This is a genomic window from Rouxiella sp. WC2420, assembly GCF_041200025.1.
GTDB lineage: Bacteria > Pseudomonadota > Gammaproteobacteria > Enterobacterales > Enterobacteriaceae > Rouxiella.
On sequence record NZ_CP165628.1, the window covers coordinates 2,950,441 to 2,965,097 of the forward strand.

Annotated in this window: 18 protein-coding genes; 11 read left to right on the forward strand and 7 right to left on the reverse strand. The window is 47.1% G+C overall.

Annotated elements, in window-relative coordinates:
* Positions 1 to 38 precede the first annotated feature (38 nt).
* The 3 genes from AB3G37_RS13455 (at position 39) to AB3G37_RS13465 (ending at position 3,305) form a co-directional block, all read left to right on the forward strand.
* The gene (locus tag AB3G37_RS13455) at positions 39 to 1,463 is read left to right on the forward strand and encodes a M24 family metallopeptidase (protein ID WP_369788100.1); all 1,425 of its coding nucleotides are present in this window, start codon (positions 39 to 41) and stop codon (positions 1,461 to 1,463) included.
* Position 1,464: 1 nt separating this feature from the next.
* Complete coding sequence (locus AB3G37_RS13460) at positions 1,465 to 2,121, forward strand: flavin reductase family protein (protein ID WP_369788101.1); 657 nt, start codon at positions 1,465 to 1,467, stop codon at positions 2,119 to 2,121.
* A 107-nt stretch (positions 2,122 to 2,228) separates the two neighbouring features.
* Positions 2,229 to 3,305, forward strand: a complete 1,077-nt coding sequence (locus AB3G37_RS13465; protein WP_369788102.1) for a porin — start codon at positions 2,229 to 2,231, stop codon at positions 3,303 to 3,305.
* Positions 3,306 to 3,633: 328 nt separating this feature from the next.
* On the opposite strand, the gene AB3G37_RS13470 is transcribed toward AB3G37_RS13465, so the two are convergent.
* The gene (locus AB3G37_RS13470) at positions 3,634 to 4,056 is read right to left on the reverse strand and encodes an AraC family transcriptional regulator (protein WP_369788103.1); all 423 of its coding nucleotides are present in this window, start codon (positions 4,054 to 4,056) and stop codon (positions 3,634 to 3,636) included.
* Between the two features lie 167 nt (positions 4,057 to 4,223).
* Here AB3G37_RS13470 and AB3G37_RS13475 point away from each other — a divergent pair, with 167 nt between their 5' ends.
* Positions 4,224 to 4,955: an SDR family oxidoreductase gene (locus AB3G37_RS13475; protein WP_369788104.1), complete on the forward strand. Its 732-nt coding sequence runs from the start codon at positions 4,224 to 4,226 to the stop codon at positions 4,953 to 4,955.
* A gap of 146 nt (positions 4,956 to 5,101) precedes the next feature.
* Here AB3G37_RS13475 and AB3G37_RS13480 read toward each other — a convergent pair whose 3' ends face one another.
* The gene (locus tag AB3G37_RS13480; protein ID WP_369788105.1) at positions 5,102 to 5,365 is read right to left on the reverse strand and encodes a DUF2798 domain-containing protein; all 264 of its coding nucleotides are present in this window, start codon (positions 5,363 to 5,365) and stop codon (positions 5,102 to 5,104) included.
* Between the two features lie 128 nt (positions 5,366 to 5,493).
* On the opposite strand from AB3G37_RS13480, the gene AB3G37_RS13485 reads away from it, so the two are divergent.
* The 5 genes from AB3G37_RS13485 (at position 5,494) to AB3G37_RS13505 (ending at position 10,323) form a co-directional block, all read left to right on the forward strand.
* Positions 5,494 to 6,396, forward strand: coding sequence for a LysR family transcriptional regulator (locus AB3G37_RS13485; protein WP_369788106.1), 903 nt, complete (start codon positions 5,494 to 5,496; stop codon positions 6,394 to 6,396).
* Between the two features lie 400 nt (positions 6,397 to 6,796).
* On the forward strand, positions 6,797 to 7,264 hold the full coding sequence (locus AB3G37_RS13490; protein ID WP_369788107.1) for a MarR family winged helix-turn-helix transcriptional regulator: 468 nt from the start codon (positions 6,797 to 6,799) through the stop codon (positions 7,262 to 7,264).
* Positions 7,261 to 9,192: an FUSC family protein gene (locus AB3G37_RS13495; protein ID WP_369788108.1), complete on the forward strand. Its 1,932-nt coding sequence runs from the start codon at positions 7,261 to 7,263 to the stop codon at positions 9,190 to 9,192. Before AB3G37_RS13490 ends, AB3G37_RS13495 begins: the two co-directional genes overlap by 4 nt.
* Positions 9,189 to 9,401, forward strand: coding sequence for a DUF1656 domain-containing protein (locus AB3G37_RS13500; RefSeq protein ID WP_009635526.1), 213 nt, complete (start codon positions 9,189 to 9,191; stop codon positions 9,399 to 9,401). Before AB3G37_RS13495 ends, AB3G37_RS13500 begins: the two co-directional genes overlap by 4 nt.
* 7 nt (positions 9,402 to 9,408) lie before the next feature.
* Entirely contained in the window at positions 9,409 to 10,323 is a 915-nt protein-coding gene (locus tag AB3G37_RS13505) for an efflux RND transporter periplasmic adaptor subunit (protein ID WP_369788109.1), read from the forward strand.
* A gap of 86 nt (positions 10,324 to 10,409) precedes the next feature.
* On the opposite strand, the gene AB3G37_RS13510 is transcribed toward AB3G37_RS13505, so the two are convergent.
* Positions 10,410 to 10,856 carry a MarR family winged helix-turn-helix transcriptional regulator gene (locus AB3G37_RS13510; RefSeq protein ID WP_009635524.1) on the reverse strand — a complete coding sequence of 149 codons (447 nt, stop codon included), beginning with the start codon at positions 10,854 to 10,856 and terminating at the stop codon, positions 10,410 to 10,412.
* A gap of 87 nt (positions 10,857 to 10,943) precedes the next feature.
* Between AB3G37_RS13510 and AB3G37_RS13515 the strand changes: the two genes are divergently transcribed.
* A complete protein-coding gene (locus AB3G37_RS13515; RefSeq protein ID WP_369788110.1) occupies positions 10,944 to 11,705 on the forward strand; it encodes an SDR family NAD(P)-dependent oxidoreductase in 762 nt (253 codons plus the stop codon).
* A gap of 229 nt (positions 11,706 to 11,934) precedes the next feature.
* On the opposite strand, the gene AB3G37_RS13520 is transcribed toward AB3G37_RS13515, so the two are convergent.
* The 3 genes from AB3G37_RS13520 to AB3G37_RS13530 all read right to left on the reverse strand — a co-directional run bounded on the left by AB3G37_RS13520 (position 11,935) and on the right by AB3G37_RS13530 (position 13,389).
* Positions 11,935 to 12,174, reverse strand: a complete 240-nt coding sequence (locus AB3G37_RS13520) for a hypothetical protein (RefSeq protein WP_369788111.1) — start codon at positions 12,172 to 12,174, stop codon at positions 11,935 to 11,937.
* Positions 12,175 to 12,380: 206 nt separating this feature from the next.
* Entirely contained in the window at positions 12,381 to 13,214 is an 834-nt protein-coding gene (locus tag AB3G37_RS13525) for an amidohydrolase family protein (protein ID WP_369788112.1), read from the reverse strand.
* The gene (locus AB3G37_RS13530) at positions 13,150 to 13,389 is read right to left on the reverse strand and encodes a hypothetical protein (RefSeq protein WP_369788113.1); all 240 of its coding nucleotides are present in this window, start codon (positions 13,387 to 13,389) and stop codon (positions 13,150 to 13,152) included. The genes AB3G37_RS13525 and AB3G37_RS13530 overlap by 65 nt, the downstream gene beginning before the upstream one ends.
* On the opposite strand from AB3G37_RS13530, the gene AB3G37_RS13535 reads away from it, so the two are divergent.
* Entirely contained in the window at positions 13,316 to 13,693 is a 378-nt protein-coding gene (locus AB3G37_RS13535; protein ID WP_369788114.1) for an Ldh family oxidoreductase, read from the forward strand. The two genes, AB3G37_RS13530 and AB3G37_RS13535, sit on opposite strands and share 74 nt — an antisense overlap.
* 215 nt (positions 13,694 to 13,908) lie before the next feature.
* On the opposite strand, the gene AB3G37_RS13540 is transcribed toward AB3G37_RS13535, so the two are convergent.
* A complete protein-coding gene (locus AB3G37_RS13540) occupies positions 13,909 to 14,517 on the reverse strand; it encodes a dTMP kinase (protein ID WP_369788115.1) in 609 nt (202 codons plus the stop codon).
* Between the last annotated feature and the right edge of the window lie 140 nt (positions 14,518 to 14,657).

Here is a 14,657-nt window from a genome sequence, read left to right on the forward strand (position 1 = left end):
GTAAAACCTCTTATTATCCGATTTAAAAGGAACAACCCATGAATACTCACGCGACCCCTGCCGCAGGTTATCGCATCGGCTCGCTGCTGGCCGATTTTCAGCCAGATTTCGAATTCTCGGCCCCTTTGCCGCTGCCGCTGGAGGAGTTCGAGGAGCGCCTGCGCCGCATCAGACGCCAGGCCGTCGAAGCAGGACACGACGCGATGATTGTGCATGCGGGCAGCGTCGGCTGGTTCCACGCCTCTAATGCCTACCTGCGCTATATTTGCGACTGGATGCGTGAAGGTGTGCTGATCGTGCCGACCGACTCGGATAAACCTCTGACTCTGCTTTCATTTTTTACCCAGTCCGTTCTGCTGCCGCCGGGTGGCGAGCCGCTGTTGGTTGACGAAATCTGGCAGATTGGTCCTATTGGCCGTGAATATGCCGACCGCCCCGGCGATTCGGTGATTAAAACGGCTGAGAAGTGTGCTGAAATTCTGGCACGTTCAGGATTAGCCAATGCGCAGATTGCTCAAATTGGCGATAGAACTTCTCTGACCTTCTGGGCTGCGCTGAATGCGCTGGCACCGAAGTGCAAATTCGTTGCTGACAACGGCATTCTCGATCGGCTGCAAAAAGTTCGCTCAGCGCGAGAAATCGCGATGCATCGCGCCGCCGCACAGCTGATTAGCATTGGCACTCAGGCGGCCTATCACGTTGCCAAACCGGGCGTGACCGACCACGAAATCTTTGCCGCCTTTACCGCCGCACAAATGGCCTTCGGTGGCGAAACCGGTGACGGCTACCAGATTGGGATTAACGAATTTGGTACCCACTGCGGCAAGCCCTATGGCCACGTTGTCAGGCCGGGTGACCTGATTAACCTGTATATCTCCAACGTCACCTGGCGCGGCTATACCGCACAGACTGCCCGCATGATTGCCATCGGGGAAATCACCTCGCATCAGGAAGAGGTGCTGGCCGCCTGTACCGAGGGCGTGAAGCGGGCCGAAAAATTGATTAAGCCGGGTGCGTTGATGCGCGACATTAATAACGCCGCCTTTGAGCCGATGATCGCACGCGGCATGCTGACCTCGCCCGAGGCCCGCACCATGCCTTATAACTGGGCGCCTGAAGACGACGGCTCGGCAAGGCTTATTCCGCGCCAGTATGTCAAAGACATTGACTGGGAAGCTCAGGGCAGAAAACTAATGCACGTTTATCCGGCAACTCACGGCCCGCACAACCCGAATCTTGGCCATTCTGTCGGCATGGCGGGCGGGCAAAACAGCTTTAACATTTCTTCCCATAACTACGATCGTCTGGAAGAAGGCATGGTCTTTGTGCTGCACACCCAATGGCTGGAGCCGCTGGCGGCCGGATGCAACATCGGCGACTGCTATGTGGTAACCGCCGACGGATTCGAGAACCTCAGCCACCACACGCCGCTTGAAACACACCGTATTCGCACCGGAGCCTGATATGACTAAGCCAACCGCACATACCTATTTTGATTTTGCGTCCTTAACCGAGCGCGAGCGCTATAAAATTCTGATTGGCACGGTGATCCCTCGCCCAATCGCGCTGGTCACCACGCTCAGCAAAGAAGGTTTACCCAATGCCGGTCCTTTTAGTTTTTTTAATGTTCTGACCCACGATCCGGCAATAGTCGCGATTGGGGTAGAAAATTACTCTGATATGCGCTTCAAGGACACGGCGCGCAATATTCGTGAGACCGGTGAGTTTACCGTGCATATCGTCGACGATGCCCTGGTCAGCCAGATGGAAGTTTGCGCCATCAAGTTTGGCCCCGAGGTCGATGAGCTTGAAGCCGCAGGGCTGGAAACCGTGCCGGGGGAAAAGGTGCGCAGTCCGCGCATTCTTGCCGCACCCGCCGCGCTGGAATGCCGTCGCCACACTATTCTTCAGGTCGGGGCAGCGCGTGAAATTATTTTAGGTGAAGTCGTCGGAGTCTATGTGCGCAGTGACGCGGTGGATCCCGAAAATCTGCATATCGATCAGCAGCTGATGGATGCGGTTGGAAGAATGGGAGGCAATACCTATTGCAGAACGCGAGATCAGTTTGATGTTAAAACGCTAACTCAAGATCAGTGGGAGGAAAGACAATTGACGAAATAAGACTAATTAACGCCACTGCCCAATAATGACCTAATTCACTTTTAATTTATTAATAACACCCCCGCAGTCAGGGGGGCAATAATTATTCCAGACAGGGTAAATACTCAATGATGAAGCGTTTATTAGCGGTGGCCACTCTGCTACTGCTGGATAGCCTGTGCCCCACTCAGGCGGTAGAAATATATAACAAAGACGGCAACCAATTAAATTTAAACGACACAATTAAAGTCTCGCACGCGTTTTCGGGTGACGATAATAATAACGGTGACAAGTCGTCAAATATTCAGGGCGGTTTTAGCGGTCAAACAAAAATAAGCAATAAATTGACTGGTTATGGTACCTGGTCATATCAATTTAGCCTGCATAATACCGAGGGAGGAAGCGATGCTCAAAACGGCAATGCGACCCGTCTCGGCTTTGCCGGGCTTAAGTATGACAAGTGGGGCTCTATTGACTATGGCCGTAACTTTGGTCTGGTGTATGACGTGCTCGGCAATACCGACATGCTGCCGTACTTTGGCGGCGACTCGGCCTACAATGACGTTTTTGTGGCCGGGCGCTCTTCTGGGCTACTGACTTGGCGTAACAAGGGATTCTTCGGGCTGGTTGATGGCCTGAGCGTTGCCGCGCAGTATGAGGGCAAAAACGATCGCACCGGCAGCGCGGACGTGGTGACGCGCTCAAACGGCGATGGCTTTGCCGTCTCTGCCTCTTACGCTTTCGATTCGGGCATCAGCCTGGTGGGCGCCTATGCCAGCTTCGACCGCACCACCGCGCAAAATGAGTTATCACTCGGTGAGGGTAAAAAAGCGCAGAACTGGGCAACCTCTATAAAATATGATGCTAACCAAATCTATCTGGCCGCGGTATTCGGTCAAACGTTGAACGCAACGCCAATTAACGGTGGCTTTGCCAACAAGGCACAAAATATAGAAGTGGTGGCTCAGTATCAATTTCTCAATGGTTTACGTCCTTCATTAGGATATGTTTCATCTAAAGGCAAAGATATTGAGAATATTGGCAATGCCGACATCTTCAAATATGCCTCCGTCGGCGGCTATTATTACTTTAATAAAAACATGTCATTATTCAGTGAATATCGCATTAACCTGCTCAAGGATAATAATACGTTAGGGCTATCGACTAATGACATCCTGGCCGTGGGGCTGGTTTATCAGTTTTAATCCTGTCACCTTCCTGCTTAATACGTTTATCAGGCATACTCTGAGCCATAGCTCAGGGGCCTGTGACGGCTACAGGCAGGAAGGTGAATTGGGCCGGGTTCTTAATTGGGCTCCTTACTATCGAAATTTTTTAACGAACAGCGGAATTTCAGCATTTATCAGCGCTAAAAAACACCATCAAATACGGTTGTAGATAGTCAAATTCAAATAAAAGAGAACGGTTAAATGTTTAGTTTTCAAACGAAGAAAATGTAAAAAAGATTCAGACTATCAACCTACCTGGTTTCTGATGTCCCTTGCCGGAGGGTTACCAAACATACGCGCGTATTCACGGGTAACAGGCATCAAGTAAAGCCTCATCAGCGAAATTGACGGATATGCTTTCGGTCAATGGGGCATCGATTGCGGGAGGCATTGCATGGAGTAACTCGCTGAGCAGTGTGAAATCCAGCGTCAGACGCACAGCCAAATAGGGAGTAGTGTCGCTTGCAACCGTTATTTTTCCCATAGCTGGCAGATCGATGGCCGCCATAAACACCTGCCCGGCTGAATAACTAATTATCCGCTCGCCGATTTGCAGTTGTTTTTCACCTTGCAAAATTAAACTAATAAAGGGCGGATAAATTTCCGGCGGTAAAACCACAGGCTTAGAGATTCGGTATAGGTCTGTCCGCGGTGTGAGTGTCTGCGTCAGCTCGCCTGCACAATGTTTCTGCACAAAATCTCTCATCAGTCTGAGTGTGTAACTCATCTCATCATTCTCTAGTGGCGTCCATCGACGAAAAAAAACACAATTAGGCAAATTTTAGACAGCATTGTGACAGCATACCCTAGTGAGTGTGCTTTATGCTTTTATCCATCAGGCGACTGCTTGTAAATCACAAAAATGTATTGGTTATCCGAGCAGAGGCAATATGCATGAAAATAAAAGATGCAGTAATACTGATAACCGGCGCTTCGTCAGGAATTGGTGCAGCGACTGCCAGTGCGGCAGCGAAAAGAGGGGCGCGAGTCGTTCTGCTGGCGCGTCGTAAAGCGCGCATTGAGTCGTTAGCCGCAGAGTTGGGAAATGCGCTGGCGGTAGAGTGCGATGTAACCGATCCTGACCAGATTAATCTGGCAGTTCAGGCAGTCATTGACCGCTTCGGACGAATTGATGTGTTAATTAATAATGCTGGGCAAGGGATGAACGCCGCAGTTGAGGAGATTAACATCCCTGACTTTCGGGCACTGCTTGAACTTAACCTGATTGCACCACTGACAATGATGCAGGCCGTTGTTCCATCGATGGTAAAACAGGCTGCGGGCACCATTATCAACATCAGTTCAGGGGCAACGTTGGCAACCTATCCAGGTTCGGCTGCCTACACCAGCACCAAAGCTGGTTTGAATATGCTCTCTGCTGTTGCTCGCCTGGAACTCGCCAGCGCAGGGATAACAGTGTCCACTCTACATCCTTTCATGACGGCCACTGAATTTTATCAGACGTTGCAAACAGAGCATAATCAGGCAAAAGAGCAGGATAATAAGAGCGCCGTTGTTATGCATTCTCCTGAACGAGTCGCCCAAATGATCCTCAAGCTTATTGAAAGTGGTGAAGCACAGAGCGATTTAGTGCCTGAGGCTTATGGTGGGAGCTATCGGGAATAACGCTTTAATGACCGGTTCACTCACTCCTAAGTAAAACAGCGCGGACTTGGCAACGTCCGCCTGTTGGCACTTATTTGCCAGTATCAGAACCAGGGGCAGCTTTTAGCGAGATGCGATGGGCGGCAATAATGGGCATGCTGAATGTCTCAGTGACCGTGAACGGTCAATCCTACGAGCCGGATAACCACAGGACGGACAATCAGTATGCAAAAGAAAGCCGCTGGCATGGCGACTTGGTAAGCATTCATCACATTTGTCATGTAATGAGCGCCCATTCCAAATTCGGCTAAAGTGATGATCAGACTCATCAGGAACGCCATAATGATCGCCATATAAAGAGCAAATATGTAGGGTGCCGTGTGTGTTGGAAGGCGGGTTTTTAGGGTATTTTTTGTGGTAGCATCAGTCATTGGAATATCCTGTTTAACAAAGGTAAACGAAACTGCGGCTAACTTAACAAGCTTATGAGAATGGTTGTAGAGCGGTTATGCTTTAATCATTATTAAGTAAAAGTGACGAATTCTGTATTGAGGATAATATGGACGTTTTAGGGCTGATTAGCACTTTTATCCGCGTGGTGGAAAACGGCAGTATTGCAGCGGCGGCACGTGCCAAAGGGATGAGTCCGGCAGCAGTAAGCCAGAGTCTTTCCCGTCTTGAAGCCCATTTGGGCGTGCGACTGCTCTCGCGTACCACCCGCAGCATGACCTTAACTGAAAATGGTAAACGGTATTTCGAGAAAGTCCGTCACATTCCAAATGATATCGACCTTGCCTCGCAGGCTGCAGCAAATGAAACCAAACCGCAGGGACCTCTTTGTATCGCTACCACAGCCGCGTTTGGTCGGTACGTTCTGGCTCCACTTATGCCAGCTTTCAAAGCGTCTTTCCCCGATATTGATATTGAACTGATCAGTACCGATCGCGACGTCGATCATCGCCTGGAAGGCGTCGATGTCAGTATCCGCATCGAGGCACAACTGAATGAACAACTTATCGCCAGAAAAATCGCTTCGTTACCCTTTATATTCTGCGCGGCTCCTGCTTACCTTGACCGTGCTGGCACGCCTCAGACACCAGAAGAACTTAGCCAGCATGCCTGCCTGGTTTTCCGCTATCCAACAGACAGACGATTTTTACCCTGGGCTTTTAGGGTCAACGGACGGCCTGTCAATGCGAAACTCAACCCCGGCTTTATCAGCGATGATATTGATATTATTGCAAAAATAGCCGTAAACGGGGGCGGCATTGCCCGTCTGGCAAGCTTTGTTGCTCAGCCGTTGATAGACAGTGGCCTGCTAAGACCTTTGTGCTGGTCAGGTCACAGTGATGAGAGCAGCATTGAGTCCCTGCCGATGAATATTTATGCCTGTGTCACAGAACGTTCGGCACTTAATTCAAAGGTCCGAAGATTTATTGAATTTTTAGAAAATGCGATTTAAGACAAGACCGCTTTGAGGGACCAAAACTGCAGTATTGCCTGAGTAAAATGGCCAACGCCTCGATAGTCCCGGGAAAGTCCCGTCACTCATCCCCTGACAATGAACGCCGCCATTGTCGAACTTAAATAGGAAATTATCATTCCCTATTTTGAAATTTTCGACCTATCCGGGTTCACTTGGAAAACAGACCTACATTGTATTGTCTTGAGCAACGTGTGCAGGTCATAGGCACCCAAAAGTCTCGGGGTATTACCTCATTCAACGCATTCCCCTACGATATTAATAAATAAAATCAATTGCTTGTGTTATATACATAACAACGATTAATACAGCCCTCAAATAATAGTTGCTAAAGCAAACATTGCTATTTAAACTTATTTCACTCAATGAGGATCATAAAATGTCTGATAAGTCTGCTGCACTCTTCGCATTAACCAATTCTTTACAGCCTGTGAAAAGAGTTTGGAGACAAGCAGCAACGCAAATCTTTGCCAATAGCGGTATCTCCATGTCTTTAGCCAATCTCGTTGTGATCGTGAATCGGAATGCTCAGGGTATTAATCAGCGGGATCTGGCGGAAGAGATAGGGATGAATCCTGGCGCTATGGTGCGCATTCTGGACCAGGGAACGGAGGCTGAGTACCTCGAGCGCCGTGAGCTTTCCAGGGACAGAAGATTCAAAACAATCTGTATCTTGCCTGCGGGTAAAAAACTGGCCGATGAAATCGAATCTTCAGCCAATAAGCTGCGCGTCCAACTGATGGAAGATGTCTCGGTTGAAGATATTGAAAATGCAACCAGGGTATTGCGCCTGTTAGAAGCGCGCGCGTCGAATTTCCTGCAAGAACACATTCATGAAAAAAAATGATCACCACCCGTAAAACACTTTTTGCCTTAAAAATGTTTATATCAGCAATGATTGCCTATGCGCTCGCGGTCAAAATGGGGTTAGAAAATCCCTATTGGGCAATGGTGAGTTGCTGTGTTGTGAGCAACCCGATTAGCGGCGCTGTGAGGGCCAGAGCCCTGTACCGATTTGGCGGGACCTTTACGGCAGGCATGGTGACATTGATCGTGAGTGGGCTCTTCATCAATAGCCCTATTATTTTAGTCGTTGTCATCGGCCTGATTTCTTCGATTATGCTCGGCATGTCTTTTCTTGATCGCACACAACGGGCATATTTCTTCCAATTAGGCGCATTGACGATGATGTTGATCACCACAGCGACGATTGCTCAACCGGATAATACCTTCAGCATCGTTGTTGCCCGTGTCAGTGAAATATGTTTGGGCGTTTTATCTGTCACGTTAATCGACAGTATGATATTTCCTTCTTCTCAGGAAAAAACGCTGCATACACGTTTAAAAAGCTGGATCCGTCACTTGGAAAAATGGCAGGAGGCTAGCCTGACAGGGAAAGATAATCCGGAGATGAGGCATGAGCATCTCCGAATCTTAAATGACCTGGCATCATTCAATCAAATGATGAGAACGCTGGGTTATGACTATTCAGTGAATAAGAAAATGCGCCAGGCAGCTATAGCAATTCAGCATCGCATCTTGCAAATTATTCCTCTTGTGTCTTCAGCCAAAAGTTCCATTGACACGATGCCTAACGCCTTAAGTGAGCGAATCTCAGAGTATGTCAATGCAGCAGTGTTGCAGATCAAATCGACAGATTATAACCGTGACCTGAATGCGAAATTAGCGGCTTCAGCTGAAAACATGTCTCAATCCGAGCGCATTCATCTTGCTGAATTTATTGATGTAATCACACAGTGGCAATCCTTGTGGCAAGAAGTTGGACAGCTAGCAGATTTTGTTGAAAATCAGGTCAGCCTCCCGGAACGACTGGATAGGCAGATGATGCAAATCAAAGTATTTACGCCAGCGGCCGATTTTCCAAAAGCATTAAAGATGTTTGGCGGAATTATCTGCACCTACGCGTCGCTGATCGGTTTCTGGTATGCGACGGGATGGCAGCAGGGACCAAGCATGGTTTTGCTCGGTGTGGTGGCGATTGCAATGTTTGGCGGCACGGATAATCCGTCGTTTACTATCGGAATTTTTGGCCGTTTTGTGATTATTTCAATGGTGTTGGGTGCGCTGTTAAGTTACGTACTTCAGCCCCTTGCCAATGACTATATTAGTTTTTTAATTATAATGGCCATCTTTATTATTCCATTAGCCATGTGGGCATATACGAATCCAATGGCAACGCTAGCGATGGCGTTGTCTTTGAGTAATGTTAATTTTCAGGCTCAATACCATCCTTATGATATGGGTTATTACCTGGAGACCACGGCAGGAACACTTTTGGGTGTCTATGTTGCCCTACTCTCATCGGCAGTTTTTCAAAATTTTGTCAGACAACGTTCACTTAGCAGGACGATGGAACATGATATCAAGAAAGTCATGCAGCCTGATTTGAAGATTAAGGTAAATGACGTTGCTAATTTTTATGAAAATGCAATGTCAAAAGCGACTGCAACTCCTGCATTTTTAAATGAAACAGTAAAGAACGAAGGAATTATGAAGTTAGTTAATTTAGGTGTGACTTTTTTAAAATTAAAAAAAGAAGCGGCTAAAATTAAAAACTTGCCTGATTACGATATCCTGATTAAGCAGCTCTTGGTATTTGACATGTCGAGAGAATTAACCAAGCCTTTAAAAACATCCTTTGAGCATGCTATAGACGAAGCCCGACTGCATAAAGAGTTTTCCTTAATCATGCTTTTGATACGAGCCAGGACGCTCCTATTTTCATATTCACAGTCTGGAGGGAATGAAAAATGATTGGGGAAATAAATATCGACGGGATTTTCATCTCCCCGTTACTTTTATGTCTAATCAGTGCGTTCATCATAAGGATTTTAATTTCTAAGCTTTTTGATATTACAGGGTTCTATTCATTAATCGCCCAACGACCACTATTTGACTCTTGCTTTTTTTTAGTTATCGCCGGATTGTTATTCGTACTGTTAAATTACATAACCACACCCTGAGGATATAATGTTTCAGCAGCGTTTGAAAAAAGTCTTGCGCATATTCATAACTACACTTGTTGCTATAGTTGCAGCTATTTTTATGCTAAATTTTTATAATTATTATACTTATTATCCTCAAACACGTGATGGGAAAATTCGTGCAGATGTGGTTCCGTTGGCAACCGATGTTGCTGGCATAATTGATAAAGTTTATGTCAAAGATAACCAGCAGGTAAAGGCAGGCCAGCTTTTGCTAAGCCTCGATAAATCGCGCTTTGAAAACGCTGTAGACCAGGCAAATGCGGCCGTTGAAAAGGCGCGAGTTCAACTCGTTTCTGCAAATCGAGAAAATCAACGTTATCAGGCTATCAGAAATGCAGTCTCCGCTCAGGATCGAGATAATCGAAGCGATGCATTCGCCTCTGCAAAAGCTAACTTTGATCAGGCTCTTGCTGACCAAAAACTAGCATTAATTAACCTTCATCACGCAGATTTATATGCTCCGGTAAGCGGGATAATCACTAACTTTTCCGTTAGACCGGGTTATTATGCCAATGACGGACAGGGGATCCTGGCTCTGGTTGATAGTAGTAGTTTCTATGTGTCAGGCTATTTCGAAGAAACCAAATTACAGCACGTAAAGGACGGGGATAAAGTCATTATCCGTGTCATGGGGGAGAACAGCATTTTGACAGGGCATGTTGAAGGGCTTTCTGCCGGAGTCGTCGACAGTGATAGATCGGCAGAAGGTACGGATATGCTGGCAAACGTTAACCCAACATTCAGTTGGATTCGTCTTGCTCAACGAATACCGGTGCGGATCGCTATTGATACGGTCCCAAAAGGATTTGCCCTCATTGCGGGCAGAACGGTTTCCGTATCGATGAAAGAAACTTCCTCTCCAGGTATGCATAACATATTTAATTTTTTCAGTTTTTAAATCGCTACTTTTAATTAAACCTATAAGCCATGCCTATGTGACTAAGCCGTCTTAAGCCGACGGCCTTAACTTACCCAATGATAACATTACGCTTTTCTTGAAGCCGACTCCAAATGAGAAAGAACACGGACAGCCGTTTTCCCGTCCTGATCACTGATACCTGCCAGAATTTTTTTCCGCACTGACTCCAGCGTTTTTTCGAGCGTTGATGCTACAGCCTGCCCTTCTTGAGTAAGATGTAGCGTTTTTGCCCGCGCATCGGTTGAATCGGCTTTACGCAATAACAGGCCCTGATTTTCCAGCTGGATAACCGATCTTGCTATCGCAGCAGGATCAATTGCAGCCTCCTCAGCAACATCTTTCTGTCTGATACCATTCCCCAGCCTTGCAATGATGAGAAGTGCTGCCGAGGCGGAAAGTGGCAACCCCGATTGCTCAAGTGCCTCGCCAGCAGTGCGTTGCCATGCCCTGCCGGCAGGCAACACCATCCAGATTAAGGCAGTCTGCCAGTCATCGGTCATTTTATGCGACATAATTTAGTTGACTCGTCATCTAATTTTAAGAAATAGTTAAGTGGTTTTAACCACTGCGATACATCATATCTCCTACAAGCATGACATATGAAAGAGGACAAAACGATGGGAAGACTAAATGGACAGGTTGCGATTATTACCGGCGCTGCACAGGGTATGGGAGAATCGCATGCCCGCCGCTTTATTGATGAAGGGGCTAAAGTTGTGCTCACTGACCTTAATAGCAAATGTTCGGGACTAGCCGACGAACTTGGTCGCAATGCTTTATTTATACAACATGACGTCACCCATTCAGACGAGTGGGAAGCAGTGGTAAAACAGACTGAAGCCGCATTCGGGAATATCACTATTCTGGTCAATAATGCGGGCATATTGGGTCCAATTGCAAAAACGGCTGAAATTGATGAGAAAGCCTTCAAGAAAGTGTGTGACATTAACCAGACCGCGGTTTATCTGGGTATGAAGGCCGTTATTCCGTCTATGCAGAAAGCGGGACATGGCTCAATTGTTAATATCTCATCCATTGCCGGGATTGCCGCCAACTACGGATTTCCAAGCCTGGCCTATGTCGGGAGTAAGTTCGCGGTGCGTGGCATGACTAAAGCCACTGCTATTGAATACGGCCCTGAAAACATTCGCGTTAATTCTGTACACCCAGGCTTCATCAAGACGCCTATGATGGTGGAAGGTACTAATGAAACCGGCGGTGACGCACTTGCTCTCATCCCTTTAGGTCGTCTTGCCGAAGCAAGTGAAGTAACGAATCTCGTATTATTTTTAGCCTCAACTGAGTCATCCTATATTACCGGTGCTGAGCATCTGGTTGATGCAGGCATGTTAGCTCAGTAATAGACGAAGGCATTAACGGCGCAGAAAACCCCATCAGGTACCTTCTGCGCCCGCTAAAAGGGCGGGTATAATATTTTTCTCACTGTTGCTGTAAAGCTGCCTCAAAAAATTATCCATGCAGAAACATAATTACAGGGGTGATAAATGCAGCCCATTAGCTAATGGCTTTAAGAAGATTAGGGAAATGGAAAAAATAAACGCTCCATTTTCCTAATCATTAAAAAATCAATTAATTATCTTCGTCATTGTCAAATCTGCGAAGTTCCTCCTCAAAATCTATGCTTCCGCCACCGTCTCTAATTCCACTACTTACGTACATCGCCCCCATGCCCATTCTGCCGTATAAATCCCTTGTCAGTACGCCCACCATTCTAAGCTTGTTTGCATTATTAGGTCTCAAGACAGTGGTAACTCCGTAGGTTCCCGTCGACTTTAAACTATCGCCATCTGGAACCACGGTTTCTTCCAATGGTGACCCTACCCCAAAATCCTGCTCCACTCAGAAACAGAATCCCGTCAAGATAAATGCTCCCCTGAAGAAAGATTATGCCAAAGTAAAACTCACGATTCATTGAAGAACAGATTGTCTTTGCTCTTAAGCAGGCCTAGTTGGTTACTTGAACCTTTACAAGATGATATTGAAAGATTTGCGTACACAATGTACGCACTTTTTTCTTAATTTAGTGTGTTCTTTTCCCAGTGCCCATCTTTGATAATCCCTAAAATCCCTTCGCCCTGCCCGCTTAGGATCTGAATGTTTTGAAGCGGATTCTCTTCCAGAATGAGTAAGTCGGCGATGGCGTTTTCTGCCACTACACCCAACTTACCTTGCATATTGATAATCTCGGCACCGATGAGTGTTGCCTGGCATAAAGTCTCGGCATTTCCCAGAACTTCGGCACGTATGCGTAGTTCGTCGCTTTGATACTTATGCATTTCACCTAACAGGTCTGTTCCCAGCCCCATTTTGACGCCGTGTTTCTTCAATATTTTTAGCGCCTCAAGGCCCTGTAGACGCACAACCTCATTTTTAACCAGCGCGGCGTCGGGTACTCCGACTTCTTTACCCACCTTGCTCATGGCATCGTATATCACCAGAGTAGGAACGACATAGGCACCATATTCAGCCATAACTGCAGCCGCGGTATCATCAACCAGGTTGCCATGTTCAATAGTTCGAACACCGAGGCGTACAATACGTTCAATGGCTTTTGCCGTGTAAGCGTGGGCCATCACATAAGTCTGATGCGATTCAGCTGTTTCTACAATCGCCTTGATTTCATCAATCGAGAACTGCAAGTTTCCGATTGGGTCGGTGGGTGAACCTACACCGCCGGAGGCCATGATCTTTATCTGATGTGCTCCGCTGCGCATTTCTTCACGAACCGCTTTCCTGACTGCGTCTACACCGTCAACGATACGGCCAATGGCACCTATGTGCTGGCTACATTGACAGACTTCTGGCTCGCGATTGTCGTAGCGAGATAGACAGTATATAAAACAGCGCAATGCGATAAACCACCAGCTTTGTCGCCTTTGCAATCTGCTCTTCGGGATTGCGCGACTCTGCCGCGGCGATACTGACTATTTCAGCACCAAAGAAAGAAAATATGGATCCGGAAGAAGTGCTTAAAGGTGCAATGATGACTTTTGGCGGGCACAAAGGCTCAGCTTTATCAACCATGGTTGAGCTGTTGGCGGGCGCTTTAATCAATGATTTTACCAGTCAGGAATCAATGGATTTCGATGATAAAACCGGTTCCTCACCTATGGGTGGAGAGCTGATTATTGCCTTTGATCCTGCAAAATTTATGGGTGGAGATCTTGAAAGTGGTCGCGATAAAGCAGAACGATTATTCAGGGCAATAACTTATCAGGGTGCAAGATTGCCCTCGATGCGTAGATTTACCAACAGAAAACTCGCTATAGCTAACGGTATAACCATCAGCAAACAGCTTTACGACGACATATTGGCTTTAGACGTTTAATTTATGCAACTTGTTGGTGAGTTATGTAGGTTAACCATTAATTTGTTATGACATTTCAGCTCTAAAAACCAAGATAATGGAAGTTTTTTTAGAGGCGCTCATCTGCACTGCCGAATGAGTTGCTTCTCACCAATTAACCCTGCGGAAGGGTAAGCTTGCCGTAATTAACACTGTCAAGCGTCATAATCTTTGCCGCAAAGCCGATGTCCAAGGTATCAAAGCAATCTGTAGATCTCAGAAATCACCTGCATCGTCGCGTCTTCAATCATTCCTTCATTACGGCATAAAACCCAGCCATTATTTACAATTTCTTGCTCGAACGCCTTGGTACAAGCAACCTGTTCTTCAAGCTTGTGAATCACTGTACTGCTTAGCCCGCGCGGTCGGGCTGCGGCCCTCGCCCATGAAATATCAGGCGCAGTAACGACCCCGACATGCAGGTCTGGCGTTCGCACGTTTCGTTCAATGTTAAGCTGTAAAATCTCTGCAAATGGCACCATCCGGCGAAACGCGGCATCCGACGGGTACCAGCGATCCATCAAGATAATGCTGTCCGGTGGCTGTTTAGTCAGCACGTTCAGGGTGATCCAGGCACGGCTTTCAGCTAAGCGTTCACAAACCTGCCATTCCAAATCCAGGCAGGGGTTTCTGGCGAGCCGATTAACAAGGGACATTGTTTCCCCCCTAAAGGGGTCGCTTTTTTTCTCGCAAAGCCGGATCACTTTCTTGTTGTCAGCCCTTAGTACTTTCGTCATGGCCTCCAACAGTGTGGTTTTGCCAGCGCCCTTGGGCCCATCAAGAGAAACAAACAGCGGGCGTTTCATTCTTCAAATGACGATTGATATACGGTTTTTTTAAATCTGAACTCTGGCAAAAGCATCTTACTTCCTTCGTATGAACCACTCCCCCTCTTCGTTCGATGGAGCCGCTTGGCGCATCAGCGCGAATCGAAGGGGTACTTTTA